This is a genomic window from Pseudomonas sp. DW-iso17 (assembly GCF_058725345.1).
The window spans coordinates 99,182-122,825 of sequence record NZ_JBZXEA010000032.1; the positions used below are offsets into that span (position 1 = coordinate 99,182).

The 23,644-nt window shown below is 60.3% G+C and carries 26 protein-coding genes; 13 read left to right on the forward strand and 13 right to left on the reverse strand.

Annotated elements, in window-relative coordinates; translation table 11 throughout:
- Positions 1 to 33: 33 nt before the first annotated feature.
- The 5 genes from AC4PS6_RS18690 (at position 34) to AC4PS6_RS18710 (ending at position 3,005) form a co-directional block, all read left to right on the forward strand.
- Positions 34 to 1,107 carry a class I SAM-dependent methyltransferase gene (locus tag AC4PS6_RS18690; RefSeq protein WP_014718237.1) on the forward strand — a complete coding sequence of 358 codons (1,074 nt, stop codon included), beginning with the start codon at positions 34 to 36 and terminating at the stop codon, positions 1,105 to 1,107.
- Between the two features lie 110 nt (positions 1,108 to 1,217).
- On the forward strand, positions 1,218 to 1,547 hold the full coding sequence (locus AC4PS6_RS18695) for a hypothetical protein (RefSeq protein WP_014718238.1): 330 nt from the start codon (positions 1,218 to 1,220) through the stop codon (positions 1,545 to 1,547).
- A gap of 97 nt (positions 1,548 to 1,644) precedes the next feature.
- The gene (locus tag AC4PS6_RS18700; RefSeq protein WP_014718240.1) at positions 1,645 to 2,091 is read left to right on the forward strand and encodes a GNAT family N-acetyltransferase; all 447 of its coding nucleotides are present in this window, start codon (positions 1,645 to 1,647) and stop codon (positions 2,089 to 2,091) included.
- Between the two features lie 4 nt (positions 2,092 to 2,095).
- Complete coding sequence (locus AC4PS6_RS18705; RefSeq protein ID WP_019820299.1) at positions 2,096 to 2,356, forward strand: hypothetical protein; 261 nt, start codon at positions 2,096 to 2,098, stop codon at positions 2,354 to 2,356.
- 400 nt (positions 2,357 to 2,756) lie between these two features.
- Positions 2,757 to 3,005 (forward strand): DUF1652 domain-containing protein, encoded by a 249-nt coding sequence (locus tag AC4PS6_RS18710; RefSeq protein WP_014718242.1) that lies wholly within the window; start codon positions 2,757 to 2,759, stop codon positions 3,003 to 3,005.
- A gap of 15 nt (positions 3,006 to 3,020) precedes the next feature.
- Here AC4PS6_RS18710 and AC4PS6_RS18715 read toward each other — a convergent pair whose 3' ends face one another.
- Positions 3,021 to 3,383, reverse strand: a complete 363-nt coding sequence (locus AC4PS6_RS18715) for an NUDIX hydrolase (protein WP_014718243.1) — start codon at positions 3,381 to 3,383, stop codon at positions 3,021 to 3,023.
- Positions 3,384 to 3,509: 126 nt separating this feature from the next.
- Between AC4PS6_RS18715 and AC4PS6_RS18720 the strand changes: the two genes are divergently transcribed.
- Positions 3,510 to 4,487 carry a Gfo/Idh/MocA family protein gene (locus AC4PS6_RS18720; protein ID WP_336826340.1) on the forward strand — a complete coding sequence of 326 codons (978 nt, stop codon included), beginning with the start codon at positions 3,510 to 3,512 and terminating at the stop codon, positions 4,485 to 4,487.
- A gap of 45 nt (positions 4,488 to 4,532) precedes the next feature.
- Entirely contained in the window at positions 4,533 to 5,162 is a 630-nt protein-coding gene (locus tag AC4PS6_RS18725; protein ID WP_336826342.1) for a ribonuclease T2 family protein, read from the forward strand.
- A 13-nt stretch (positions 5,163 to 5,175) separates the two neighbouring features.
- On the opposite strand, the gene AC4PS6_RS18730 is transcribed toward AC4PS6_RS18725, so the two are convergent.
- Positions 5,176 to 5,778: a LuxR C-terminal-related transcriptional regulator gene (locus AC4PS6_RS18730; RefSeq protein WP_168223790.1), complete on the reverse strand. Its 603-nt coding sequence runs from the start codon at positions 5,776 to 5,778 to the stop codon at positions 5,176 to 5,178.
- A gap of 181 nt (positions 5,779 to 5,959) precedes the next feature.
- Here AC4PS6_RS18730 and AC4PS6_RS18735 point away from each other — a divergent pair, with 181 nt between their 5' ends.
- A complete protein-coding gene (locus tag AC4PS6_RS18735) occupies positions 5,960 to 7,573 on the forward strand; it encodes an ATP-binding response regulator (RefSeq protein WP_019820293.1) in 1,614 nt (537 codons plus the stop codon).
- Here AC4PS6_RS18735 and AC4PS6_RS18740 read toward each other — a convergent pair.
- Positions 7,563 to 7,898, reverse strand: a complete 336-nt coding sequence (locus tag AC4PS6_RS18740; protein ID WP_014718248.1) for a hypothetical protein — start codon at positions 7,896 to 7,898, stop codon at positions 7,563 to 7,565. The two genes, AC4PS6_RS18735 and AC4PS6_RS18740, sit on opposite strands and share 11 nt — an antisense overlap.
- Before the next feature lie 176 nt (positions 7,899 to 8,074).
- Here AC4PS6_RS18740 and AC4PS6_RS18745 point away from each other — a divergent pair, with 176 nt between their 5' ends.
- Positions 8,075 to 8,557 (forward strand): GNAT family N-acetyltransferase, encoded by a 483-nt coding sequence (locus AC4PS6_RS18745; protein ID WP_014718249.1) that lies wholly within the window; start codon positions 8,075 to 8,077, stop codon positions 8,555 to 8,557.
- Here AC4PS6_RS18745 and AC4PS6_RS18750 read toward each other — a convergent pair.
- Positions 8,541 to 9,029 carry an HIT family protein gene (locus AC4PS6_RS18750; RefSeq protein WP_014718250.1) on the reverse strand — a complete coding sequence of 163 codons (489 nt, stop codon included), beginning with the start codon at positions 9,027 to 9,029 and terminating at the stop codon, positions 8,541 to 8,543. The genes AC4PS6_RS18745 and AC4PS6_RS18750 overlap by 17 nt on opposite strands.
- 344 nt (positions 9,030 to 9,373) lie before the next feature.
- On the opposite strand from AC4PS6_RS18750, the gene AC4PS6_RS18755 reads away from it, so the two are divergent.
- Positions 9,374 to 9,961, forward strand: a complete 588-nt coding sequence (locus AC4PS6_RS18755) for a LysE family translocator (protein ID WP_019820289.1) — start codon at positions 9,374 to 9,376, stop codon at positions 9,959 to 9,961.
- Here AC4PS6_RS18755 and AC4PS6_RS18760 read toward each other — a convergent pair.
- From AC4PS6_RS18760 to gloB, 8 genes are all read right to left on the reverse strand, one after another.
- Positions 9,903 to 10,796: an AraC family transcriptional regulator gene (locus tag AC4PS6_RS18760; RefSeq protein WP_020301570.1), complete on the reverse strand. Its 894-nt coding sequence runs from the start codon at positions 10,794 to 10,796 to the stop codon at positions 9,903 to 9,905. The genes AC4PS6_RS18755 and AC4PS6_RS18760 overlap by 59 nt on opposite strands.
- 35 nt (positions 10,797 to 10,831) lie before the next feature.
- Positions 10,832 to 12,433, reverse strand: a complete 1,602-nt coding sequence (locus tag AC4PS6_RS18765) for an ABC transporter ATP-binding protein (protein WP_020301569.1) — start codon at positions 12,431 to 12,433, stop codon at positions 10,832 to 10,834.
- Position 12,434: 1 nt separating this feature from the next.
- Complete coding sequence (locus AC4PS6_RS18770) at positions 12,435 to 13,454, reverse strand: ABC transporter permease (protein ID WP_003190688.1); 1,020 nt, start codon at positions 13,452 to 13,454, stop codon at positions 12,435 to 12,437.
- Position 13,455: 1 nt separating this feature from the next.
- Complete coding sequence (locus AC4PS6_RS18775; protein ID WP_014718253.1) at positions 13,456 to 14,529, reverse strand: microcin C ABC transporter permease YejB; 1,074 nt, start codon at positions 14,527 to 14,529, stop codon at positions 13,456 to 13,458.
- Positions 14,530 to 16,368, reverse strand: a complete 1,839-nt coding sequence (locus tag AC4PS6_RS18780) for an extracellular solute-binding protein (protein WP_014718254.1) — start codon at positions 16,366 to 16,368, stop codon at positions 14,530 to 14,532.
- Positions 16,365 to 18,194, reverse strand: a complete 1,830-nt coding sequence (locus AC4PS6_RS18785) for an extracellular solute-binding protein (protein ID WP_014718255.1) — start codon at positions 18,192 to 18,194, stop codon at positions 16,365 to 16,367. Before AC4PS6_RS18785 ends, AC4PS6_RS18780 begins: the two co-directional genes overlap by 4 nt.
- A 236-nt stretch (positions 18,195 to 18,430) precedes the next feature.
- Positions 18,431 to 19,831, reverse strand: a complete 1,401-nt coding sequence (locus AC4PS6_RS18790; RefSeq protein ID WP_020301567.1) for a transglycosylase SLT domain-containing protein — start codon at positions 19,829 to 19,831, stop codon at positions 18,431 to 18,433.
- 98 nt (positions 19,832 to 19,929) lie between these two features.
- Complete coding sequence (gene gloB, locus AC4PS6_RS18795; protein ID WP_336826348.1) at positions 19,930 to 20,697, reverse strand: hydroxyacylglutathione hydrolase; 768 nt, start codon at positions 20,695 to 20,697, stop codon at positions 19,930 to 19,932.
- 65 nt (positions 20,698 to 20,762) lie between these two features.
- On the opposite strand from gloB, the gene AC4PS6_RS18800 reads away from it, so the two are divergent.
- Positions 20,763 to 21,521: a class I SAM-dependent methyltransferase gene (locus tag AC4PS6_RS18800; RefSeq protein WP_003190694.1), complete on the forward strand. Its 759-nt coding sequence runs from the start codon at positions 20,763 to 20,765 to the stop codon at positions 21,519 to 21,521.
- A 31-nt stretch (positions 21,522 to 21,552) separates the two neighbouring features.
- Positions 21,553 to 22,005, forward strand: coding sequence for a ribonuclease HI (gene rnhA / locus AC4PS6_RS18805; protein ID WP_003173571.1), 453 nt, complete (start codon positions 21,553 to 21,555; stop codon positions 22,003 to 22,005).
- A 135-nt stretch (positions 22,006 to 22,140) separates the two neighbouring features.
- Here rnhA and AC4PS6_RS18810 read toward each other — a convergent pair whose 3' ends face one another.
- Positions 22,141 to 22,446, reverse strand: a complete 306-nt coding sequence (locus AC4PS6_RS18810; RefSeq protein WP_336826350.1) for a DUF2388 domain-containing protein — start codon at positions 22,444 to 22,446, stop codon at positions 22,141 to 22,143.
- A gap of 202 nt (positions 22,447 to 22,648) precedes the next feature.
- Here AC4PS6_RS18810 and dnaQ point away from each other — a divergent pair, with 202 nt between their 5' ends.
- Positions 22,649 to 23,389, forward strand: coding sequence for a DNA polymerase III subunit epsilon (gene dnaQ / locus AC4PS6_RS18815; protein WP_164692278.1), 741 nt, complete (start codon positions 22,649 to 22,651; stop codon positions 23,387 to 23,389).
- Positions 23,390 to 23,644 lie beyond the last annotated feature (255 nt).

Below are 23,644 nucleotides of genomic sequence, written 5' to 3' on the forward strand. Positions count from 1 at the left end.
TAACAGACTTGCAAATTCATCAAGGAGCGACAGATGTCCAACGTTATGGAAGTTGATAAAGCCAAGGTCCAACAGTTCTCGGCGCGGATCATGGAGGATTACGGCAACACGCTGCGCGGTGCCATGCTCTACATCGGCGACCAACTCGGCTTGTTCAAGGCATTGGCCGACGGCCAGGCGGTGACCCTGGAAGAGTTGGCGCACAAGACTGGCTACAACGCGCGTTACTTGCGCGAATGGCTGGGCAGCATGGCCACCGGCAATTATGTGACCTACGACGCGCAAACCCGCCGCTACCAGATGCCGGCTGAATTTGTGCCGGTGCTGGCCGATGAAGACTCGCCGTATTTCGCCGGCGGCATCATTCAGCTGAGCGTGCCGTTCGTGAGCATGGCGCCCAAGGTCATCGAAGCCTTCCGCCATGGTGGTGGCTGCGCTGAAGAGGCGTTCCCGCTGGAAACCTGGAAAGGCATGGAGCGCATGACCATGCCCTGGTACAAGCATTACTTGGTCCAGCACTGGATTCCATCCTTGGATGGCGTCGAAGAGAAGCTCAAGACCGGCGGCAGTGTCCTGGATTTTGGCTGCGGTGCGGGCCTGGCGGCGATCACCATGGCCAAGGCCTATCCTGAGGCGCGCATTGTCGGCTGCGATTTCCACCTGCCTTCCATCGAGTTGGCGCGGGCCAACGCCGAGGCGGCCGGCGTGGGTGACCGGGTGCAATTCGAGGTGAACGACTCCGATGCGTTGCGCGGCCAGCAATTCGACTTCGTGACCACCTTTGTGGTGATCCACGATGCTACCGACCCCCAGCAGATGCTCAAGGATTTGCGCGCTGCCACGGCCGAGGACGGCACCTACCTGATGGTGGAGCTCAACCTGTCCGAAGAACTGCACGAGAACATGAACCTGTTCGGACGCGTCATGTACCCGCAGAGCACCCTCTATTGCATGACCTGTTCGCTGTCCCATGGCGGCGCCGGGCTGGGCGCGTTCATGGGCGAGAAGCGTGCCCGCCAGATGGCTGAAGCAGCCGGGTTCAGCCGCTTTCGTAAAGTGCCTTCGCAGTGGCCACCGATGCCGGCGCTGTTCGAACTCAAGCCTTGATAGAAAGCATCCGCGAGTCGCTTTGCGCAGTAAGGCAATTTAATGGCCCCTTTGTAACAAAATCCTCGCCAAAATCACTTTTATTTTCAGGTGGTTAGGTGAGGATGCAAATGCGCGCTGTGGGAATGATGCTGATTGCCTGCTCCCTGGCTGGCGGCGCGACTGTCGCGCAGGCCAGGGAATTGCGCGAGGGTGACAAGTACATGTGCAGTTGGGGCGCAGGCACGGCCGCCAGGGCCCAGGAGCTAAAGTTATCCGGCGTTTCGCTATACGCGGCCCGGCAGAAGATCCAGACCCTCAAGTTCAGCAAATCGTGGATGCGCATGATGGCCATGGGCATCACCGAGCAGACCTATGACAGCCGCTCAAGGCTCAAGCCCGAGGCGATTCGTCAGAGCTTTTATCAGGATTGCCTGCGCTACAAGGTGGCGCGCAAGTAATTCGTAGCCCCGCACCAGCCGTAGGGCCTTTACAAATCCACGACAAACCCCGTGTGAGTATTTGCATACAATTGCGCACTTCTTCATGGAGGCCGGTATGCAAGTACTGATTCGAACGGCAACACCTGATGACGTCGACACGCTGTGCGCGATTCGCACCTCGGTGGTGCAAAACCACCTGAGCCTTGAACAGATGGCTGGCCTGGGGATTACCCCGCAGGTATTGAGCGACACGTTGCGCGCAGCACCTTGTGGCTGGATCGCGGAAGTGGACGGCCAGGCGGCGGGGTTTTCCATGGTCGACCTAGATGAAGGTGAAGTGTTCGCGATGTTCGTGCTGCCATCCCACGAGAAGCTTGGCCTGGGCCGTCAACTGATGGCGGTGGCCGAGGCGGCCCTGTTTGAGCGCCACGACACGGCGTACCTGGTGACTGATGGGCGTGATGAGATCCGGGCCAATGGGTTCTATCAGCGCCTGGGCTGGTCTGTCGTGGGCCCGGTCGATGGAGATGATGTGCGTTATGAAAAGAGCAGGGCGCCATAAGGCCATGAATGCCCCAGCGCCTTCATCGTCCAACAGCTTGCGCTACTTCGCGGCGGGCGTGCTGGTTGTCGCCGTGTTACTGGGGTTCTATTTTGTTCAGCTCAACGCCAAGGTCGACCGCCAACGTGAAGAAGCCGCTGAACGTTTGGCGCTGTGTCGTCACCTGGAGGCTGTGGTGGGCGCCACCGCTTCGAGTCGTGAGGCCCTTCAAGAAACGTGCAAGCAATTAAGTGAACAATTACTTAAAAGTACGGCACCGGATTAATAACCCTTTTTTATACGTGGGTTTATGCCCGTTACTTGCACCAAAAAGTAGCATGACTGCCGCCTTCCACCTTAAAAAACATGTGGTTATTGAATGACTTACGACGCTTTCAATCCGACGAAAGGATTAAAATAATCTTGTTACATGTTTTTACAATCGCTACTATAGCCGGGCGTTCACCTCCCACGGTTTATGCATTTTTAAATCCCAAGTTTCCATCAGCTACTTGGGATTTTTTTTGCCCGCGATTTAATCTCGGCCTGTCGTTCATGGCCGGTTACGCCCGACAAAGTGAGGGCTGGTTAACACTGTTGCATTAAATGTCCGGTGGCCGGCAAAACCTTATCTATGCTGCTTGCATCGCCTCAATCGGGTAGAACCCAGGGACGGGGGGCTGATCATGATTTCCATCACCGAATTCAACCGCATCATGGCCTCAGGCTTCCTGCCGCTTGCGTGTGAGTGCTGCCTCAATAGCGACGGCTCGCTGCGCATCAGCGTGTTCGAGCCTGCGTCCGGTCGTGTCGACTTGCTGCTGACCCGCGTATCGCCCGAGGGCCTGGACAGCATCCGTGCCATCGCCAACCTGATTGGTGAGTTGCGTGCCGAGATAAAGGCCGGGCGCCGCGGGTTCGCGGCGGTGGGTTAGCGGCTGTCCAGGGCGTCAGAGGCGCCGCAGGAAGGATTTGACGATGTGGCGGGTGGCGTCTGTGGTGTCCAGCTCGTCCAGGGCGCTGTAGGCATACCACTGGCAATCGACAATCTCATTGCACGGCCGTGCCTCGTCGATATTGACCACCGAGGCCTCAAACACATGGTGGACGGTGTCGCGGGCCTTGAGCTCTTGCAGGTACAGCAAGCCGTCCACGTTTAACCCGGTTTCTTCTTCCAGTTCGCGTTCCGCCGCGCCGACAGGGCGCTCGTGCGCTTCGACTTTCCCGCCGGGCAATGCCCATTTTGATCTGGCCTTGCGCACGAAGAGGATATGCCCCTCATGTTCGCAAATGACGGTTGCCCTAATTTTCATCGAATGTGCCCCCGCGCCGAATGAGTGTCATAAAAGTGTAATGCAATTGTCATGCTAAGTGGTTATGGCGCGCCAGGGGCGGTATGTGGATACTGCCCGATTGACGAATACGACCGAGGACATTAGATGAAGACCATACGCTGGGGCATGATCGGCTGTGGCAGTGTCACTGAATTGAAGAGTGGACCGGCTTTCTATAAAGCGCCAGGTTCGGCCTTGGTCGCCGTGATGGGGCGGCGTGCCGAGGCGGTGCGCGATTACGCGGCGCGCCATGGTATTGCCCGTTGTTATACCGATGCCCAGGCCTTGATCGACGACCCCGAGGTGGATGCGGTCTACATCGCCACGCCACCCGACAGCCATCTTGAATACGCCTTGAGGGTGGCGGCGGCGGGCAAGCATTGCTGCGTCGAAAAGCCGATGTCGCTGAATGCTGAACAGAGCGCGTTGATGCAGCGCACATTCGAGCGCGCCGGGCTGCATCTGTTTGTCTCCTACTACCGGCGTTCATTGCCACGCTTTCAGCAAGTGCGCACCTGGCTGCAGGAAGGCCGTATCGGTGAGTTGCGTCACCTGACCTGGACCTTGTGCAAACCCGCTGTCGCTACAGACACCGACGCCAGCAATTGGCGCACCGACCCGGCCATTGCCGGTGGCGGCTACTTTGCCGACCTGGCCAGCCATGGGTTCGACCTGTTCCAGTACCTGGCCGGGGACATCGTCGAGGTCTCAGGCTTTTCCGCACGACAGGCAGGACGCTACGCGGCAGAAGACGCAGTGACGGCCTGCTGGACATTTGCCAGCGGTGCATTGGGCATGGGCTGCTGGAATTTTGTGGCGGACCGCCGCGAAGACCGGGTCGAACTGATCGGCAGTCGCGGCCGTATTCAATTTTCGGTGTTCGACGACCAGCCGCTGCGTCTTGAAGGCGAGACCACCGAGGTGTTAGAGGTGCCGTGTCACACCCATATTCAATGGCACCATGTCCTGAACATGAACGCGCATATTCGTGGCGAGGCCGAGCATCCGTCGCTGGCCATCGAAGCGCTGAAGACCGATATCATCCTGGACAAGGTGTTACACCGTTATTCCCAGCATCCCTAGTCGTGGCAATAGCGTAAGGCTTCACTCTTTTAAAGGAATACCGGGATGAAATACTGGATGGTGGTGTGGCTGCTGATCGCCACCGCGACAACGGCGGCGCCACGCAGCCAAGGGCAGTCGGGCGAGTTTGATTTCTATGTGCTGTCGTTATCGTGGTCACCCACGTTTTGCCTGACGCACCCAGGCAACGAGCAATGCTCGGGTAAGGGCTACGGCTTTGTGCTGCACGGTTTGTGGCCGCAATACGCGCGGGGAGGGTGGCCGGCGTCCTGTACGCCGCAGACGCGCTTGAGCGAGGCAGAAATGGACAAGGGCGCTGCGCTGTTTCCCACCCGCGCGCTGCTCAAGCATGAGTGGGCCACGCATGGCACCTGCAGTGGGCTCGAACCGTTGGAATATCTGGAGAAGACCGATGTAGCGCTCGGTGCGGTCGCCATCCCGCAGCAGTTGCAACCGTTTAATACGCCGCCGTCATTGCCGGCCAGTGAGATCGAGGCGCTGTTTCGCGCGAGCAACCCGCGTATGGGTAACCACGGGATGGCGGTGATCTGCAAGGGAAAGGTGTTGTCGGAGGTACGGTTGTGCCTGACCAAGGACCTGGCCTTTGCCGGTTGCCCGCGCAGTGTGAAAAGCCAATGCCGTGGGGGCGGTATTCGTATTCCCGCGCAGCGTTGAGCCGTGCAATCGCCTAGAACTCGCCGGAATACTTCACCGCAGCTGCAGCGCGCGAGGGGACATTCAGGCTGCGCAACAATGACGACACATGGATACGTACGGTAAACGGCGAGATATTCAGGGCCTTGGCAATTTCCTTGTTGGTCTTGCCCTGGGCAATCAGGCGCAGCACTTCCTGCTGGCGGGTGGTGAGGGTGTGGGTGTCGAGGGGCAGCAGGCCTGAAGGGGCGAATTTGACCAGCACTTCGCCTTCGCGGATCGCCAGCAGCGCCTGGCCGATCTCGTCCGGGGCGATGTTCTTGCCGATAAAACCGTCGGCGCCCAAGGCCATGACCTGTTCGATCAGCGCGGGGTCATCGACCATCGACACCAGGACCAAGGTGGTGCGCTTCAGTTGCTGGCGCAGTTCGGCCAGTTGGCTGATGCAGGTCAGGCCGGGAAAGCGCAAATCGAGGATCAAGGTATCGACCTCGCCCGCTTCGCGCAGCAACGCATTCACCGTGGCCAGGTCGCCGGCCTCCTGCACCACCGCGCCCGGCAGCAGGCGCTGCACGGTGCGCGTCATGCCTTCGCGAAACATGGGGTGGTCGTCGGCGATGATGATTCGGCCGGTCATGGCGAGCTCCTTCCTGGGGCAAGGTTGTGTCGAGGCATGCTAATTTATTTACCGTCGGTGTAGGAGCGGGCTTGCTCGCGAAGCACGCACGGGCGCCGGGTACTTCCAGGTCAAACGCGTTATCGTTGACGTTTTTCGCGAGCAAGCTCGCTCCTTCAGATGATAGGTCAAGGATATGACGATGAGCCCCGAGACTAACTCCGAACTCGATCAGGCAAACCTGCGCATCGTGGTGGCCAGCATCGCTATCGTTTACATCGGCGTGCTGGGCTTTTTGCCTGGGCAGTCGCTGGACACCTATCTGCCGGTGATCCTGTATATCTTGCTGTTCCTGCTGGCGTCCATCGTGCTTCGCCAAGTGATCGCACGCTGGCCCGGGCATTATCCGGCGCGGCGGATCTTTGGCATGATCCACGACTACACGGGCACTTCGTTCGGCCTGGTGGTAGGCGGTGAGGCGGCATTGCCGCTGTATGCGGTGATGGTCTGGGTGAACCTGGGCAACGGCATGCGCTACGGTTCGCGCTACCTGGCAATTGCGACGGGGCTGGCGTTGCTGGCGCTGTTGATCGTGTACCAACTCACGCCGCTGTGGCAGGCACAACCATTCATGGTGCTGATGCTGATGATCACCAGCACGGTGATCCCGGTGTATGCCCATATCCTGTTGGAGCGCACGCGCAAGGCCTCCGAGCAGGCGATCGCTGCCAACCTGGAAAAATCCCGTTTTCTCGCCCAGGCCAGCCATGACCTGCGCCAGCCGATCCACTCCATTGGCCTGTTTACCGCCTGCCTGCGCGAAGCCCGTTTGGGCGAGGACGAACAGCGCTTGGTGGACAATATCGACCGCTCGCTGCTTAACGTCTCGCAATTGTTCCGCTCGATTCTCGACCTCTACACCCTCGACAACGGGCGCCTGTTGCCCAAATACCAAGTGATCCACCTGGGCGACTTCCTTGCCGACCTCGTGCGCCAGAACGCCGAGGCTGCTCGCTGGGCGGGCGTGGAGTTGCGCCTGCGCCCCTGTGCCCACTGGGTGCTGGTTGATCCGGCCATGCTGGCGACCATGGTGCAGAACCTGCTCTCCAATTGCTTCAAGTACGGGGCGCAACGACCGGTGCTGATTGGCGTGCGCATGCGTGATGACGGCGTGGTGGTGCAGGTGCACGACCAGGGGCGGGGGATTGCCAGGGAGCATCTGTCAAAGGTCTTCGAAGAGTTTTATCGCGTGCGCCAACTGCGTGACAAGGACGTCGAAGGTGTGGGCCTTGGGCTGTCCATCGTCAAGCGCCTGGGGCAATTGATGGGGTTGCAGGTGAGCCTGCGTTCGCGGGTCGGCCATGGCACCTCAGTAAGCCTGCATGGCCTAGCCTTGGCCACCGCGCCGCGTCAACCGGCCTTGCGCGACGATGCACGCCAAGCCGGGCTGCTCACCGGCCTTAAGGTGTGCCTGGTGGAAGATGACTACAACGTGCTGCTCGCCACCCAGGCCCTGCTGGAGCGCTGGGGGTGCCAAGTGCAGGCCGAGTCCACGGGGCAGGGTTTGGTCAGTGACTGCGACATCATCGTTGCCGACTATGACCTGGGCAACCACGCCACCGGCATCGAATGCATCGACCAGTTACGCCAGCAACGCGGCTGGGCGGTGCCAGCGCTGATCCTTACCGGGCACGACGTGGAGAAAATCCAGGCCGCGTTGCACGATCGTCAGATCGCTATTTTGTCCAAACCGGTACGCCCTGCGGAACTGCGCGGCACTCTGCGAGCGCTCAGCCAGGAAAATATTACTGCATGAACGGCGTCAACCCATTGCCTTTGGCGCCCTTGGGCATGCAGTAGGCCGCGGGCTTCATCAGGCCGAAGCTGGCAATCGCGAACGCGCCGCCGCTGGCACCACTGGGTACGGAGCAGTTGTACTCGCCGGAGGCTGTGTTAGCGACGTAGTAGGTGGTCATGGAGTCGCTGCGCACATTGGAGATACGTTTTACCGGCTCGCCCAGATTGGTTTCCGACAGCTTCTTGAGATGATCTTCGGTGGGCTTGATATTGCTGCAACCGGCGACGCCGATGATCAAGGCGCCCAGCAGGGCAAAGCGAGTGACAGGGGAGTAGAGTTTCATGGTGCTTCTTCCTTGGGGTTGTTTTGGTTTTTCCAACGCGCAACGAACCCGCGCGCACGGAATGCGCGGTGTGGGTGAGAACGTTGGAAGTGCCGCGGAATATAGCGCTGCCGTGAGGTAGGGTCGATTAGCACAAATGGGCTAATGGCAGTTTGAGGTCACGGAAGGAGCTTGCGATGCTGGAGATAAAACGTGCCACGCCGGACGACGCCGAGCGTGCGTTTGAGATTCGTCGCGAGGCCATTCGCGGCCAATGCATTGGCGCCTATAGCGCTGAACAAATGGCGCTCTGGACCCGAGGTCGCGCCAGTGATGGCTACGGCGCGCTGATGGAAAAACAGTTCTACATGGGATGGTTCAATGGCAAACCAGTCGTCACTGGCATGCTGGATCTTGCCAGCCATGAAATCGGAGCCTTGTTTGTATTGCCCCTATTCAGCGGGCGAGGGTTTGGCAAAGTGATGCTTGCTCACTTGGAGCGTATGGCGCAGCAGCGGGCGATTGAACAGGTTGTGCTGGATGCGACACTGAACGCGGTGAGTTTTTATAGAGCGTGCGGGTATGTGGGCGATGAGCAGGCGGTGTACCGCTCGCCGTCCGGGTTGGTGCTGGCGTGTGTACCGATGGTGAAGCGGTTGCGGGTTATGAGTCCCGTTTGAATGCAGCGCGCAATTGCTCGATCACAGGCTCTATCCCTGGCCCTTGAATCGGCGGCGGGGTGAGGCTCTCGCCAAACTCGCGCCATACGAACAGGGTCAGTTCAGCGCCATCGGTCATGGGTTCGAGGGGGGGCGTCCCGAAAGCGTTCAGCGAGCGATAGCGTTCGTCCCGCCAGAACGCTTGCTCTACCCAGTCATAGACGGGGATGCAATGAAAATGCAGCGGTAAGCCCGGCACATGGCCGTAACGGCTGATATACAGCCATTTTGGCTGGAGCTGGGTTTGCATCACCCGCTGGATATTGGCGAGCAGGCCGCCCAGTTCGGCCAGAGCGGCTTCAGGCATGTCGGGGAGGGCGTCAATCGGCGCCCTGGCGCCCAGCATCAGGTAACCGGGCAGCTTTGAGGTCAGGTGGTGGTTGAGCTGCCAGTGCTCGGTCTGGTGAAGGATAAAGGCTGGGTTGATTTGCATGCGCACGGGTCCCTGTGGGTTGGAGTGGCAGGATACCAAGGGTGAGGCGGTGTCATCCCCTCCAAGTGGCCACGCGCTGTACCTGTGGCGAGGGCGCTTGCTCCCGCGACGCTCCACGGTCCAAATGTGGGAGCTGGCTTGCCTGCGAAAGCGGTGGTTCAGTTAAAGATGCAGTGGCTGACACGCCGCCTTCGCGGGCAAGCCCGCTCCCATAGTTTGATCGTGGGGGCATCCATCAGATCAGCGTTCGTTTCTGAAGCGCCCAGGGGCATTTTGTTCAATACGCTCATCGCCCGGCGCGTTACCGTGATCTCAACATCGTTGGCATCACACAAGGAACTGTAATGAGCTTGATCCTCTCCATGGCCGCTTTTGCCCTGGCCACGTCCATCACGCCCGGCCCCGTCAATGTGGTTGCTTTAAGTGCCGGCGCGCGTTTCGGTTTTGTCGCCAGCCAGAAACATGTGTTGGGCGCCGCCGTAGGTTTCACCTTGTTGTTGATACTGATCGGCCTGGGGCTGCATGAAGTGCTGGTGCGCTGGCCGATACTGATCCAATTGATCCGCTGGGGCGGAGTCGCGTTCCTGTTGTACATGGCGTGGAAACTCGCCGTGGACGATGGTCGGCTGGACGCTGACGGTACCGACACCGCGCCGTCGATGCTGTATGGCGCGATCATGCAGTGGCTCAACCCGAAAGCCTGGCTGGCGTGTGTGGCAGGCATGGGGTTGTTTGTGGCTGATGGCGATGCGGCGCAGGTGTGGTTGTTTGCCGCGCTTTACCTGGTGATCTGCTACCTGTCGGTGGCGTGCTGGGTGTATGCGGGGACGTTTTTACGCCGCTACTTGAACAACCCCAAAGGTGTACGGCTGTTCAACCGCTCAATGGCCGCGTTGCTGGTGGCCAGTGTGGGTTATTTGCTGATGGCTTGAGGTTCTCGCGGTATTGCCCCGGCGTGGCCGCGAGGTGTTGTTTGAAGGTGCGCTGGAAGTGCGCCTGGTCGGCAAAGCCCGCGGCCAGGGCGACGTCGGCAATCAGTGCGCCATTGCGCAGTTGGCTGCGGGCAAACTGGATGCGTCGGTTGACCATGAAGGCGTGGGGCGTCAAGCCGTAATACTGCTTGAACGCGCGGATCAGGTAAGACGGCGACAGGTCGGCCGCCTGGCAGATGTCTTCGAGTTTCAAGGCCTGAGTGCAGTAAGCGCGGATGTAGTCGGCGGCGCGTTCGAGTTTGTGGTTGACCTCGCGTACCGGTGCCAACGAAGGGTTCAGACGCTGTTGCACCTCGGTGAAGTAACTCACCAGCGTGCTCTGTTTTTGCAGCAGTTCGGCCTGTTCATCCACTAGCGTGCGGTACAGGTCGAGCAAGCCGTGGTACAGCGTGGTGTCGCGGGTATGGGGCGTGTCGAATGGCCGGTAGCCCTGGTCGGTACTGAACCCCAGCTGGTATTGCAGGTCGGTCAGCCAGGGCGTGTCCAGGTACAGCATGTGGTAGGACCAGGGCTGGTCATGGATGGGGTTGCACGCATGCACATCGCCTGGGTTCATCAGCACCACGGTGCCGGCGCTGATTTCGAAGGTGCGCGCGCCATAGTGGTAATAGCTGCAGCCGGTGGTGATCGCACCGATGGAAAAATGCTCATGGGCGTGCCGGGTGTAGGTGACCTTGCGCCCGTCGGCGATGGTGCGCGCTTCGATGAACGGCAGGCGTTCGTCGCGCCAGAAGCGCGGCGTGTCTGCGGGACGGGCGATTGGGCTGAGCGACATGGCGTTATTTCTCCTGCATTTGCACCCGCGTGCCGTCAGGCCGGCACCAAAAAAGCCGCCTTGAGCAACTGCCGGGTATAGGCATGTTGCGGGTCAGCAAAAATAGCCTGGGCATCGCCTTGTTCCACCACCTGGCCTTGCTTGACCACCATCAACTGGTGACTCAGCGCCTTCACCACTGCCAGGTCATGGCTGATAAACAGGTAGGTCAGGTTGTACTTGGCCTGCAAACCGCGCAGCAACTCTACCACCTGGCGCTGTACCGTGCGGTCCAGGGCCGAGGTGGGTTCGTCCAGCAGGATCAGGCGCGGCTTGAGCACCAGCGCTCGGGCGATAGCGATGCGTTGGCGCTGGCCGCCGGAAAATTCATGGGGGTAGCGATGCCGGGATTCGGGGTCCAGGCCCACTTCCTTGAGCGCCGCGATAATCGCCGCTTCCTGTTCGGCGGGCGTGCCCATCTTGTGGATACGCAGGCCTTCGCCAACGATCTCGCTGACGCACATGCGCGGGCTCAGGCTGCCGAACGGGTCCTGGAACACCACCTGCATTTCCCGGCGCAACGGGCGCACCTGCTGTTGGCTGAGGCGGTCCAGTTGCTGGCCTTCGAAGCGAATCCCGCCCTGGCTGCCGATCAGGCGCAAAATTGCCAGGCCCAAGGTGGACTTGCCCGAGCCACTTTCGCCAACGATGCCCAGGGTTTGGCCCTGGGGCAGGCTGAAGTTGATGCCGTCCACAGCCTTGACGTAATCGACGGTATTGCGCAAAAAGCCTTTCTTGATCGGAAACCAGACTTTCAGGTCGTCCACTTCCAGCAGCGGAGGGCCGACATCATTGTTGGCTGGCCCACCACTGGGCTCCGCCGCGAGCAATTCCTGGGTGTAGGGATGCTGGGGCGACTGGAACAGTGTCTCGCAATCGGCCTGTTCAACGATGCAACCTTGCTGCATCACACACACACGATGGGCGATGCGCCGTACCAGGTTGAGGTCGTGGCTGATCAGCAGCAGGGCCATGCCCAGCCGCGCCTGCAGCTCCTTGAGCAATTCCAGGATCTTCAACTGCACGGTGACATCCAGCGCCGTGGTGGGCTCGTCGGCAATCAACAACTCCGGCTCGTTGGCCAGGGCCATGGCGATCATCACCCGCTGGCGCTGGCCGCCGGACAGCTCATGGGGCAGGGCCTTGAGGCGTTTGTGCGGTTCGGGGATACCCACCAGCTCCAGCAATTCCAACGTGCGCTGGGTGGCGACCGTGCCGGTCAGGCCCTTGTGCAGGCCGAGCACCTCGTTGATCTGTTTTTCGATGGAGTGCAGCGGGTTCAACGAGGTCATCGGCTCCTGGAAGATCATCGCAATCCGATTGCCGCGTATATGCCGCAGGGTCTTCTCTTTAAGCGTCAGCAGGTCTTGCCCTGAATACTCGATAGTGCCCGACGGATGCCTGGCCAACGGGTAGGGCAGCAGGCGCAGGATCGAATGGGCGGTGACCGATTTGCCCGAACCGCTTTCACCCACCAGCGCCAGGGTTTCGCCGCGCTTGATGTCGAAGCTGACGTGGTTGACCACCCGGTGGTGGTGCTCGCCGGTGACGAATTCGACACTGAGGTCGCGGATTTCGATCAGATTGTCCGGATTCATCTCATTTCCTCGGGTCGAACGCATCGCGAGCGGACTCGCCGATAAACACCAGCAGGCTCAACATGATCGCCAGCACCGCAAAGGCACTCATGCCCAGCCACGGCGCTTGCAGGTTGGACTTGCCCTGGGCCACCAGCTCACCCAGCGACGGCGAACCTGCCGGCAGCCCGAAGCCGAGAAAGTCCAGGGCGGTGAGGGTGCCAATGGCGCCGGTGAGGATGAAGGGCAGGAAGGTCATGGTCGAGACCATCGCATTGGGCAGGATGTGACGAAACATGATCGCGCCGTTCTGCATGCCCAGCGCCCGCGCCGCGCGCACGTACTCCAGGTTGCGCCCGCGCAGGAACTCGGCGCGCACCACATCCACCAGGCTCATCCAGGAAAACAGCAGCATGATCCCCAGCAGCCACCAGAAGTTGGGTTGCACGAAGCTGGCCAGGATGATCAGCAGGTAGAGCACCGGCAAGCCGGACCAGATCTCCAGGAAACGTTGCCCGGCCAGGTCGACCCAGCCGCCATAAAAGCCCTGCAAGGCGCCGGCAATCACGCCGATGATCGAGCTGAGTATGGTCAGGGTCAGGGCGAAGAGCACCGATACACGAAAGCCGTAGATCACCCGCGCGAGCACATCGCGCCCCTGGTCATCGGTGCCCAGCAGGTTGACCGAGGACGGCGGCGCCGGGGCCGGGACTTTCAGGTCGTAATTGATGCTCTGGTAGCTGAACGGAATCGGCGCCCACAAGGTCCAGGCGTCCTTGGCCTTGAGCAGTTCCTGGATATACGGGCTCTTGTAGTTGGCTTCCAGCGGGAATTCACCGCCGAAGGTAGTCTCCGGGTAGCGCTTGAGCGCCGGGAAGTACCAGCCGCCGTCGAAGTGCACCGCCAGGGGCTTGTCGTTGGCGATCAACTCGGCGCCCAGGCTCAGCACGAACAGCACCAGAAACAGCCACAGCGACCACCAGCCACGTTTGTTGGCCTTGAACCGCTCGAACCGGCGGCGATTGAGGGGGGACAGGTTCATCTCAATGCTCCCGGCTGGCAAAGTCGATTCGCGGATCGACCAGGGTGTAGGTGAGGTCGCCGATCAGTTTCACGATCAGCCCCAGCAGGGTGAAGATAAACAGCGTGCCGAACACCACTGGGTAGTCACGGTTGATCGCCGCTTCAAAGCTCATCAGGCCCAGGCCGTCGAGGGAGAAGATCACCTCCACCAACAACGAGCCGGTAAAGAAGATGCCAATGAAGGCCGAAGGGAAACCGGCGATCACCAGCAGCATGGCGTTGCGGAACACGTGGCCATACAGCACGCGGCGGTTGGTCAGGCCCTTGGCCTTGGCGGTGACCACGTACTGCTTGTTGATCTCGTCGAGAAAGCTGTTCTTGGTCAGCAGGGTCATGGTCGCGAAGTTGCCGATCACCAGGGCGGTGACGGGCAGCGCCAGGTGCCAGAAGTAATCGAGGATCTTGGCGCCCCAGCTCAACTCCTCGAAGTTGTTGGAGGTGAGCCCGCGCAAGGGGAACCAGTCGAAATAACTACCACCGGCAAACACCACGATCAGCAGAATCGCAAACAGGAACGCCGGTATCGCGTAGCCGACGATGATCGCCGAGCTGGTCCACACATCGAAATGGCTGCCGTGGCGCGTGGCCTTGGCGATCCCCAGGGGGATGGACACCAGGTACATGATCAGGGTGCTCCACAACCCGAGGGAAATGGACACCGGCATCTTCTCCTTGATCAGGTCGATGACCTTGGCGTCCCGGAAAAAGCTGTCACCGAAGTCCAGCTGGGCGTAGTTCTTGACCATGATCCACAAGCGTTCCGGCGCCGATTTGTCGAAGCCGTACATCTTTTCGATTTCCTTGATCAGCGCCGGGTCCAGGCCCTGGGCGCCACGGTAGCTGGAACCGGCCACCGCAACTTCGGCCCCGCCGCCAGCAATGCGGCTGGTGGCGCCGTCGAAGCCTTCGAGTTTGGCGATCATTTGCTCCACCGGGCCGCCGGGAGCGGCCTGGATGATGACAAAGTTGATCAGCAAGATCCCGAACAGCGTGGGGATGATCAGCAACAGGCGGCGAACAATATAGGCCAGCATTCAATCGCCTCCGCTCGCCGCATCGGCGTTCTGCGTGGTGTCGAGGGATACCGCCGGTTTGACGTCGGGTTTAGCCCACCAGGTGGCGGTGCCGACGTCGTAGCGTGGCGAGACCTTGGGGTGGCCCAGGTGGTCCCAGTACGCCACGCGGAAGGTCTTGATGTGCCAGTTGGGAATCACGTAGTAGCCGAACTGCAGCACGCGATCCAGCGCCCTGGCGTGGGCGATCAGGCTTTGCCGCGAACCGGCGTCGATCAACTCTTCCACCAACTGGTCGACGGCGGGGTCCTTGAGGCCCATGTAGTTGCGGCTGCCGGGCTTGTCGGCGCTGGAGGATTTCCAGAACTCGCGCTGCTCGTTACCCGGCGAGGTGGATTGCGGGAAGCTGCCCACCAGCATGTCGAAGTCGCGCGAGCGCAGGCGGTTGACGAACTGCGAGACGTCCACCCGACGAATCACCAGGTCGATGCCCAGGTCCGCCAGGTTGCGCTTGAACGGCAGCAGGATGCGCTCGAACTCGGTCTGGGCCAGCAGGAACTCGATGGTCACCGGTTTGCCGGTATTGTCGACCATTTTGTCGTCAACGATCTTCCAGCCCGCTTCTTGCAGCAGTTGGTAGGCCTCGCGCTGTTGGGTGCGAATCATGCCGCTGCCGTCGGTGTGGGACGGTTCGAATGCCTGGGTGAAGACTTCGCCAGGGATCTTGTCGCGCAGCGGCTCGAGAATCGCCAGCTCGTCCGGACCGGGTAGGCCGGTGGCGGCCATTTCCGAGTTTTCGAAATAGCTGCGGGTACGGGTGTAGGCACCGTTGAACAGCTGTTTGTTGCTCCATTCGAAATCCAGCAACAGGCTGATGGCCTTGCGCACCCGCACGTCCTGGAACATCGGCTTGCGCATGTTGAACACGAAGCCCTGCATGCCGGTGGGGTTGCCGTTGGGGATTTCTTCCTTGATCAAACGGCCTTCTTTCACCGCTGGAATATTGTAGGCATTGGCCCAGTTCTTGGCGCTGAACTCCAACCAGTAGTCGAACTGCCCGGCCTTCAAGGCTTCCAGGGAGACGGTGCTGTCGCGGTAGTAATCGGTGATGCGGGTATCGAAGTTGTAGAAGCCCTTATTGACCGGCAGGTCCTTGGCCCAATAATCCTTGACCCGCTCGTAGCGAATCATACGGCCTGGCTTGACCTCCGCCACTTGGTAAGGCCCGCTGCCCAAGGGGACTTCCAGATTGCCCTTGGAAAAATCCCGGGTCGCCCACCAGTGTTTAGGCAGCACTGGCAACTGCCCCAGGATCAGCGGCAATTCGCGGTTGTTGGTGCGCTTGAACTTGAACAGCACGCGCAACGGGTCTTCAGCCACGACTTCATCGACGTCGGCGTAGTAGTTGCGGTACAGCGGGTTGCCTTCCTTGATCAGGGTCTGGAAGGTGAACACCACGTCTTCAGCGCGGATCGGGTGGCCATCATGGAAGCGCGCTTCGGGGCGCAGGTAGAAGCGCACCCAGCTGTTGTCCGGGGCTTTTTCGATTTTGCCAGCCACCAGGCCGTATTCGGTGATGGGTTCGTCCAGGCTTTGCATGGCCAAGGTGTCGTAGATCAGCGGCAGGTTGTCTGCCGGCACGCCCTTGCTGATATAGGGGTTGAGGCTGTCGAAGCCGCCCATGGCCGATTCGCGGAAGGTCCCGCCCTTGGGGGCGTCGGGGTTTACGTAGTCAAAATGCTTGAAGTCGGCGGGGTACTTGGGGGGCTCGTTGTAGAGAGTCAGCGCATGTTGCGGCGCGGCGTGCGCCGCGGTGCACAGCAACAGGCTGGCGAGCAGGGTAGTACGCAAGGACATCATTGGGCTTTCTCCGAAGCTTTCAGCCACCACGCGCTCAGGCCCAGGCTGTAGGGCGGCGTGGTGACGAAGGCGAACCGGTTGCGGTACGCCAGGCGATGATAGTTGAGGTACCAGTTGGGAATGCTGTAGTGCTGCCACAGCAGCACCCGGTCCAGGGCGCGGCCGGCAGCCAGTTGTTCGTCGCGGGTCTGCGCCGCCAGCAGTTGGTCCAGCAGGTGGTCGACCACCGGGTTGGCGATACCGGCGTAATTCTTGCTGCCCTTGATTGCGGCCTGGCTGGAGTGGAAGTACTGCCACTGCTCAAGACCGGGGCTCAAGGTCTGGTTGAGAGTCATCAGAATCATGTCGAAATCGAATTGATCGAGGCGCTGTTTGTACTGTGCGCGGTCAACGGTGCGCAAGCGGGCGTCGATGCCGATGCGGGTCAGATTTTCGACATAAGGTTGCAGGATGCGCTCAAGGTTCGGGTTGACCAACAGGATTTCCAGGCGCAGCGGTTGCCCGCCCTTGTCCAGCAGGCGCTGCCCCGACAGTTTCCAGCCGGCCTCGCTGAGCAGGGCCAGGGCCTGGCGCAGGGTTTCGCGGGGAATGCCACGGCCATCGGTGTGCGGCAGGCTGAACGGTTGGGTAAACAGCGCGGCCGGCAGTTGGTCGCGGTAGGGCGAGAGCATCAACCACTCATGGCCCACGGGCAGACCGGTGGCCGAGAATTCACTGTTGGGGTAATAGCTCACCGAACGCTTGTAGGCGCTGCTGAACAGCGTGCGGTTGGTCCATTCAAAATCGAACATCAACCCCAGGGCTTCACGCACCTTGGCCTGGCTGAACGCCGGTCGCCGGGTATTCATGAACAGGCCCTGGCTCTGGGTGGGGATCTGATGGGCGATCTGCGCCTTGATCACATCGCCGCGGTTGACCGCCGGGAAGTTGTAACCGGTGGCCCAGTTCTTGGCCTGATGCTCGATATAAATATCGAATTCACCGGCCTTGAAGGCTTCAAAGGCCACGTCGCTGTCGCGATAGAATTCCACTTCAACCTTGTCGTAGTTATAGAAACCCTGGTTGACCGGCAGGTCTTTGCCCCAGTAATCCTTGACCCGTTCAAACACCAGTTGCCGCCCAGGCGCAACCTTGGTGATGCGATAAGGCCCACTGCCCAGGGGCGGCTCGAAGGTGGTGGCCTTGAAATCACGGTTTTTCCAATAGTGCTGGGGCAGCACCGGCAACTCGCCCAGGCGCAGGATCAGCAAGGGGTTGCCGGCGCGCTTGAACACAAAGCGGATACGGTGGGGGTTGAGGATATCGACCCGTGCCACTTCTTGCAGATTGGTGCGGTACTGCGGGTGGCCTTCGGTCAGTAGGGTGCGATAGGAGAACGCCACGTCATCGGCTGTGATCGGCTTGCCGTCGTGAAAGCGTGCTTCGGGGCGCAGGTTGAACACCACCCAACTGCGGTCCTCGCTGTATTCCACCGACTGGGCAATCAGGCCATAACTGGAGGTGGGTTCATCGCCCGACGGCGCGTATTGCCCGGTGCCCACCATCAAGGGCTCATTGAGCTCGTTGACGCCGTACTGCAGGAAGTTGGCGGTGGAAACCGGGCTTGAACCCTTGAAGGTGTAGGGGTTGAGCGTATCGAAGGTGCCAAATGCCATCACCCGCAGCGTCCCGCCTTTGGGCGCTGCAGGGTTTACCCAATCGTAATGGGTGAATTTGGCCGGGTACTTGAGTGTGCCGAACTGCGCATAACCGTGGCTCTCGGTGATCGTCGCGTTCGCCGCAAAGCTCAAGGCCAGGCTTATTAGTAGAAGGAGGGGACGCTTCAAGTCAGAGATCCGATCCAGGCGGCTTGGGCTTTATGATCGGTACAGTAACAGCTTGTTCCGGTTGGAAAAAGGCTGTCGGGAAGGCCATGTTGCGCACTGCGAGCTATTGGACGGTGTGAAGGTCAAATGTGGGAGCTGGCTTGCCTGCGATAGCATCACTGCGGTCTGACTGATAGACCGAGGTGCCTGCATCGCAGGCAAGCCAGCTCCCACACAAGCCAGCTCTCCCCGAGGTATTAGCGCGGCCCGGAAACCACCAGCATCTGCCCTGGCTTCAATGCCTGGCCGGTGCGCGGGTTCCAACGCTTGAGGTGTTGCATCTCAACGTTGAAGCGCTTGGCCACCATGTACAGCGAGTCACCTTTCTTGACCTTGTACTGCACCGGTTTTTTCGCCGCGACTTTACGCGTGTCCTGCATCACCAGGGTCTGGCCGACCTTGAGCGCCTGGCCGTTGAGCTTGTTCCAGCGCTGCAGGTCATGCACGTCAACCTTGTTGGCCTTGGCGATCAGCGTGAGGTTATCGCCACTGCGTACCTTGTAGCTGCGGGTACGCCCGGCAACCGCCTTGGTCTCGACTTCGTCGAACACCGGCTTCTTGGGGCGCATGCTCAGCAATTCTTCCGGCTTCATCGTCGAAAGGGTGCTGGTCAGCAGTTGGGCCTTGGAGGTTGGTACCAGCAGATGCTGGGGGCCATCCAGAGTGGTGCGTTGTTTCAAGGCCGGGTTGAGCTGGAACAGTTCGTCTTCGTCGATCTCGGCCAGCGCGGCAACCCGTGACAGGTCCATGCTTTGCTTGACTTCAACTACTTCGAAGTACGGTGTGTTGGCAATCGGGTTCAGGTTGACGCCATAGGCCTCGGGCGCCAGTACCACCTGGGACAAGGCCAGGAATTTGGGCACATAGTCCTTGGTTTCCTGAGGCAGGGGCAGGTTCCAGTAGTCAGTGGGCAGGCCGAGCTTTTCGTTGCGCTCGATTGCCCGGCTGACCGTGCCTTCGCCGGCGTTATAGGCCGCCAGGGCCAGCAGCCAGTCGCCGTTGAACATGTCATGCAGACGCGTCAGATAGTCCAGGGCGGCGGTGGTGGAGGCGGTGATGTCGCGGCGGCCATCGTAGGCGCGGGTCTGGCGCAGGTTGAAGTAGCGCCCGGTGGAGGGAATGAACTGCCACAAGCCGACCGCATCGCTGCGCGAATAGGCCATTGGGTTGTAGGCACTTTCAATCACTGGCAGCAGCGCCAGTTCCAGGGGCATGTTGCGTTCTTCAAGGCGTTCGACGATGTAATGAATGTAGAGGCTGCCGCGTTCGCCGGCATTTTCCAGAAAGGAGGGGTTACTGGCGAACCACAGGCGCTGTTGCTCGATGCGCGGGTTGACGCCGACACCGTCCTGCAATTGAAAGCCCCGACGCATGCGTTCCCAGACGTCCTGGGGTACTTCGGGGCTGGGCTTCTCTGATAGCCAAATAGGTTTTTGCTTGATCTTGGCAGCAAGATTCGGTTTGGGTTGCACGGTGGATTGTGCAGCGTAATTGGTCGATTGGCAGCCCGCCAGAGTCGCGGAAACGGCCACCGCCACGGCTTGAGCCAGGCGGGTCAATGCGTCTGAAGAAATGGATTTACGAATAGATGACGACATTGGCTGGAAGTAAGTTCCGGGCAAAAATGTCGGGCGATTCTAGAAAGCGCTTTGGTTCCGGTCAACCATTCAGAAATTACGTATCAGATTGCATCTGGTTAGAACTTATCTTTCCAAGCCCTCAAGCTAGCAAACACCTCGCCCCCAGAGCGGTTGTCGCGGCCGTTCCGTTCGTCCGCTTTTTGTTTAACGGATGTTTCAGCGGTGCGCAGAAAAGGGTTAGTACGTTTTTCCAGGGCCAGGTTGGAGGGCAGCGTCATCTCACCACGGGCGCGAAGTTGGGCGACATTTTCCACCCGTTCGGCGATGTCGGCGTTGTGCGGTTCCACGGCTTGGGCAAATTTCAAGTTACTTTGCGTGTATTCATGGGTGCAGTACACCTGCGTATCGGCGGGCAGGGCGGCCAGGCGTTCCAGAGAGTTGTACATCTGTTCGGGTGTGCCTTCGAACAGGCGACCGCAACCCGCGGCGAACAAGGTATCGCCACACAGCAATACGCCCTGGTGGTAAAAGGCGATGTGGCCGAGGGTGTGGCCAGGCACGGCGTACACGTCGAAGTCCCAGCCCAGCACGCTGATACGGTCGTTATCCTGTAAGGCCACATCCCGCGCCGGGATCTTTTCGTTGGCCGGGCCGTAGACCGTGGCGCCGGTGACAGTTTTCAGTTGCTCCACACCGCCCACATGATCATGGTGATGATGGGTGACCAGAATGTCGCTGAGGCGCCACTCGGCATTCTGCTTGAGCCAGGCCAGTACTGGCGCGGCATCGCCGGGGTCGACCACGGCGCAGCGCAGGGTCGTGGGGTCTTGTAACAACCAGATGTAGTTGTCGGTGAAGGCGGGTAGGGCACTGATCTGTATCATTCTTCGATTCGCCAAGCTGAACACATTGGTGCATCTTAGAACGTCTAGGCGAGTTGGAGAATGCAATGACTGATAAAGCGTTCGCCCAGGCCGATCCTGAGTGGCTGGCCCTGATCAGCGCCGCCCGCGAATGGTTGTCCGGGCCGATTGGGCAGTTTTTGCTGGAAGAAGAGCGGCGCATGCTCGAAGACGAGCTGGGCCGGTTCTTTGGGGGCTACCTGGTGCATTACGGGCCGTCGGCCGACACGCCGCCCTCGGCACCGCAGGTGCAACGCAATGTACGCCTGGGCGCGCCATTGCCAGGTGTGGAAATCGTCTGCGAGGAACAGGCCTGGCCGTTGAGCGAACACGCCGCCGATGTGGTGGTGTTGCAGCATGGCCTGGATTTCTGCCTGTCGCCCCACGGTTTGTTGCGCGAAGCGGCGAGCAGCGTGCGCCCTGGTGGCCATTTACTGATTGTCGGCATCAACCCCTGGAGCAGTTGGGGCCTGCGCCGTGTGTTCGCCCATGACGGACTGCGTCAGGCGCGTTGCATCGCGCCATCACGGGTGGGCGACTGGCTCAACCTGCTGGGCTTCGCGCTGGAGAAACGCCGCTTCGGGTGCTATCGTCCGCCGCTTGCGACGGCCAAGTGGCAGGGCCGCCTGGCCGGTTGGGAGCGCCGCGCAGGGGCCTGGCAGCTGTCGGGTGGCGGCTTCTATTTGCTGGTTGCACGCAAGATCGTGGTCGGGCTGCGACCGGTGCAACAAGTGCGCCGCGAGCCGATCGGCAAGCTCGTGCCGATGCCGTTGGCCAAGGTCAACCGCGAACAACGCGAACCGTAAAACCTCTTTTTGATTTCAGGCCGAATAACCGATGACCGATAGCGTAGAACTCTTCACCGATGGCGCCTGCAAGGGCAACCCCGGCCCGGGCGGCTGGGGCGCCTTGCTAGTGTGCAAGGGCGTGGAGAAGGAATTGTGGGGCGGCGAAGCCAATACCACCAATAACCGCATGGAACTGATGGGCGCGATTCGCGGCCTCGAAGAACTCAAGCGGCGCTGCAACGTACTCCTGGTGACCGACTCGCAGTACGTGATGAAGGGCATCAACGAGTGGATGGTCAACTGGAAAAAACGTGGCTGGAAGACAGCGGCCAAGGAGCCGGTCAAGAACGCCGACCTGTGGCAATTGCTCGATGAACAGTGCAACCGTCACGACATCACCTGGAAATGGGTGCGCGGGCACATTGGCCACCCTGGCAACGAGCGCGCCGACCAGTTGGCCAACCGTGGCGTGGATGAAGTGCGCGGCTACAAGCAGAGCTGAGTCAGCGACACCGCAGCGGCCGCTCGAGCCGCTGCTTCACCGCCGCCATCGCGTGTGGCGAATCTACCCGCACGGCATTGAGCTTCAGGCAGGCAGACGTTGGCCTGATCACAAAGATCCCGTGATTGTTGTCGCTTACAGAGCCAGGATCGCACGGGCGAGTTGTTCGTCCGTGTATCGCAGGTCCACTCTCGTCTGGCGAATATGCCGCAAGGCTGACTCTAGTTGGGCACCGCGTATTGCACCTTCGCTTGCGACAAACGATGCGGCATCGGCCTTGGCCGCCAGCACAATCTTGTCGTCCTTGAAGCTGCTGCTGGTGCCGCCCGTGGCACTCATCGACAGGCTCACCAAGGCGTCAGTGGTCATCACGAAACTGGTGGCTCGCGCACCGGCAGCGCTGAGCAGGCAGGGGATGAACAGCCATTTCAGGTTGAACATGAGTCAGGGAATTCCGTATCTGGAGGAGGCGCGCAGGTTAGCGATGAGGGGCGTAGCAATCCGCAGCAAGTTTGCGAAATCTTGTAAATAACTGTTGGGTGTCCACCGGTGGCTGGGTGCCATGGGCGCTTCGTTTACAGAGCGTGCTAATATCCCGCCCCTTGAACTGTACCGAACCGTTGAGAGCTGAACCCTGATGGCCATCCGATCTGTTGTACTCGATACCGAAACCACCGGCATGCCGGTGACCGATGGTCACCGGATCATCGAAATCGGCTGTGTCGAATTGATGGGGCGCCGCCTGACCGGCCGCCACTTCCACGTCTACCTGCAACCGGACCGCGACAGTGATGAGGGCGCGATTGGCGTCCACGGCATCACCGACGAATTCCTCAAGGGCAAGCCGCGCTTCGCCGAAGTGGCCGATGAGTTCTTCGAATTCATTAATGGCGCCCAGTTGATCATCCATAACGCGGCGTTCGACATCGGCTTCATCAATAACGAATTTGCCCTGATGGGGCAGACCGACCGTGCGGACATCTCCCAACACTGCACGATCCTCGATACCTTGATGATGGCCCGCGAGCGCCACCCGGGCCAACGCAACAGCCTCGATGCCTTGTGCAAGCGCTATGGCGTCGACAACTCCGGCCGTGAACTCCACGGCGCCTTGCTCGACTCCGAGATCCTGGCCGACGTTTACCTGACCATGACCGGCGGGCAGACCAGCCTGTCCCTGGCCGGTAATGCGTCCGATGGCAGCGGTTCGGCGGAAGGCTCGGGCAACCGCCCTTCGGAAATCCGCCGCTTGCCAGCTGATCGCAAACCGACGCCGATCATCCGTGCCAGCGAGCAGGACCTGGCCGAGCATGCGGCACGCTTGGAAGCGATCGCCAAGGCAGCCGGTGCGCCGGCGTTGTGGACTCAACTCACTCAGCAATAACCGCTCATGTAGGAGGAGCAGGCTTGCAGCCATGGGTACTTACACAGTTGCATCTGTGGCGAGGGAGCTTGCTCCCGTGGCGGCCTGCCAGCCAATACCTATCTACCTGACGCTGCGCGATCAAACTGTGGGAGCTGGCTTGCCTGCGATAGCGGCCTGCCAGCCAACGCCTATCGACCTGACGCCCCGCGATCAAATTGTGGGAGCGGGCTTGCTCGCGAATGCGGCCTGACAGTCAACACGGTTGGATTGGGT

Bases quoted from the DNA above. Each gene is read 5' to 3' on its own strand.
- AC4PS6_RS18735 (WP_019820293.1), top strand. From the start codon at position 5,960: ATGAGCCCCGAGACTAACTCCGAACTCGATCAGGCAAACCTGCGCATC.
- AC4PS6_RS18770 (WP_003190688.1), bottom strand. From the start codon at position 13,454: ATGAACCTGTCCCCCCTCAATCGCCGCCGGTTCGAGCGGTTCAAGGCC.
- AC4PS6_RS18760 (WP_020301570.1), bottom strand. From the start codon at position 10,796: ATGTCGCTCAGCCCAATCGCCCGTCCCGCAGACACGCCGCGCTTCTGG.
- AC4PS6_RS18710 (WP_014718242.1), top strand. From the start codon at position 2,757: ATGATTTCCATCACCGAATTCAACCGCATCATGGCCTCAGGCTTCCTG.
- rnhA (WP_003173571.1), top strand. From the start codon at position 21,553: ATGACCGATAGCGTAGAACTCTTCACCGATGGCGCCTGCAAGGGCAAC.
- AC4PS6_RS18715 (WP_014718243.1), bottom strand. From the start codon at position 3,383: ATGAAAATTAGGGCAACCGTCATTTGCGAACATGAGGGGCATATCCTC.
- AC4PS6_RS18780 (WP_014718254.1), bottom strand. From the start codon at position 16,368: ATGATGTCCTTGCGTACTACCCTGCTCGCCAGCCTGTTGCTGTGCACC.
- AC4PS6_RS18695 (WP_014718238.1), top strand. From the start codon at position 1,218: ATGCGCGCTGTGGGAATGATGCTGATTGCCTGCTCCCTGGCTGGCGGC.
- AC4PS6_RS18705 (WP_019820299.1), top strand. From the start codon at position 2,096: ATGAATGCCCCAGCGCCTTCATCGTCCAACAGCTTGCGCTACTTCGCG.
- AC4PS6_RS18755 (WP_019820289.1), top strand. From the start codon at position 9,374: ATGAGCTTGATCCTCTCCATGGCCGCTTTTGCCCTGGCCACGTCCATC.
- AC4PS6_RS18740 (WP_014718248.1), bottom strand. From the start codon at position 7,898: ATGAAACTCTACTCCCCTGTCACTCGCTTTGCCCTGCTGGGCGCCTTG.
- AC4PS6_RS18690 (WP_014718237.1), top strand. From the start codon at position 34: ATGTCCAACGTTATGGAAGTTGATAAAGCCAAGGTCCAACAGTTCTCG.
- AC4PS6_RS18750 (WP_014718250.1), bottom strand. From the start codon at position 9,029: ATGCAAATCAACCCAGCCTTTATCCTTCACCAGACCGAGCACTGGCAG.
- AC4PS6_RS18720 (WP_336826340.1), top strand. From the start codon at position 3,510: ATGAAGACCATACGCTGGGGCATGATCGGCTGTGGCAGTGTCACTGAA.
- AC4PS6_RS18790 (WP_020301567.1), bottom strand. From the start codon at position 19,831: ATGTCGTCATCTATTCGTAAATCCATTTCTTCAGACGCATTGACCCGC.
- gloB (WP_336826348.1), bottom strand. From the start codon at position 20,697: ATGATACAGATCAGTGCCCTACCCGCCTTCACCGACAACTACATCTGG.
- AC4PS6_RS18700 (WP_014718240.1), top strand. From the start codon at position 1,645: ATGCAAGTACTGATTCGAACGGCAACACCTGATGACGTCGACACGCTG.
- AC4PS6_RS18810 (WP_336826350.1), bottom strand. From the start codon at position 22,446: ATGTTCAACCTGAAATGGCTGTTCATCCCCTGCCTGCTCAGCGCTGCC.
- AC4PS6_RS18730 (WP_168223790.1), bottom strand. From the start codon at position 5,778: ATGACCGGCCGAATCATCATCGCCGACGACCACCCCATGTTTCGCGAA.
- AC4PS6_RS18775 (WP_014718253.1), bottom strand. From the start codon at position 14,529: ATGCTGGCCTATATTGTTCGCCGCCTGTTGCTGATCATCCCCACGCTG.
- AC4PS6_RS18765 (WP_020301569.1), bottom strand. From the start codon at position 12,433: ATGAATCCGGACAATCTGATCGAAATCCGCGACCTCAGTGTCGAATTC.
- AC4PS6_RS18800 (WP_003190694.1), top strand. From the start codon at position 20,763: ATGACTGATAAAGCGTTCGCCCAGGCCGATCCTGAGTGGCTGGCCCTG.
- AC4PS6_RS18725 (WP_336826342.1), top strand. From the start codon at position 4,533: ATGAAATACTGGATGGTGGTGTGGCTGCTGATCGCCACCGCGACAACG.
- AC4PS6_RS18745 (WP_014718249.1), top strand. From the start codon at position 8,075: ATGCTGGAGATAAAACGTGCCACGCCGGACGACGCCGAGCGTGCGTTT.